This window comes from uncultured Lutibacter sp., assembly GCF_947493565.1.
Taxonomy (GTDB): Bacteria; Bacteroidota; Bacteroidia; order Flavobacteriales; family Flavobacteriaceae; genus Lutibacter; species Lutibacter aestuarii.
This window is the reverse complement of the sequence record NZ_CANLRG010000025.1, coordinates 1-454: the sequence shown is the minus strand read 5'-3', so window position 1 is coordinate 454 and position 454 is coordinate 1. Positions and strand designations below refer to the sequence as shown.

Annotated in this window: 1 pseudogene; it reads right to left on the bottom strand. The window is 40.7% G+C overall.

Annotated features, from left to right (window positions below):
- A pseudogene (locus tag Q0714_RS14175) lies at window positions 1-454 on the bottom strand (phosphoglucosamine mutase); the annotation flags it as partial.

Here is a 454-nt window from a genome sequence, read left to right as displayed (position 1 = left end):
AAATGTGATAAAAACAAGGCAATTCCTACCAACGAATCTCTCCCATAGTGTGAGGCTGGGTAAATAATTCCTCCATTGCCTTCTCCTCCTATCACCGCATTGGTTGCTTTCATCAACTCAACTACATTAACCTCGCCTACTGCACTTGCCTGATATTTCTCCCCATGCTTCTCGGTAACATCTCTTAAAGCTCTTGATGATGATAAATTGGAAACGGTACTTCCTTTGGTTTTACTTAAAACATAGTCTGCACAAGCCACTAAAGTATATTCTTCTCCAAACATTGATCCATCTTCGCAAACCAATGCCAACCTATCTACATCTGGATCAACTACTATTCCTAATGCGGCTTGCTCCTTTACCACCAACTCTGAAATGGCTGTTAAATGCTCTTTTAAAGGTTCTGGATTGTGTGGAAACTCTCCATTAGGCTCACAGTACAATTCAACACAGT